At 47.5% G+C, this 255-nt stretch carries 1 protein-coding gene; it reads left to right on the top strand.

Annotation, left to right across the window (positions count from 1 at the left end):
- On the top strand, positions 1-194 hold a 194-nt coding region (locus ACKQAD_RS20310; protein ID WP_409161762.1), incomplete at its 5' end, for a helix-turn-helix domain-containing protein.
- Between the last annotated feature and the right edge of the window lie 61 nt (positions 195-255).

Below are 255 nucleotides of genomic sequence, written 5' to 3'. Positions count from 1 at the left end.
CGCGCAAGACGTATGTGAACTTTCTCAACGAAGTTCGCGTGAGCAACGCCTGCCAGATGCTGATACGCCAGGAACTTGCGGTGGACCAGATTGCCAGTCGCTCGGGATTCACGAATGCCTCGAACTTTAACCGAATTTTCAAAAGGATTGCCGGCAAGACGCCGCTGGCGTTCAAGAAGCAGGCCAGAGGGTAAATTCCAGATTGAAGATTGAAGATTGCAAATTCAATTTGGATCTAATTTTCAATTTTCAATC

Origin of the sequence: Pectobacterium artocarpous (assembly GCF_046159765.1) — a bacterium.
In the GTDB taxonomy this organism is placed as follows: Bacteria; Pseudomonadota; Gammaproteobacteria; order Enterobacterales; family Enterobacteriaceae; genus Pectobacterium.
The sequence above is the reverse complement of the archived record's forward strand: the minus strand, read 5'-3'. Positions and strand labels throughout refer to the sequence as shown.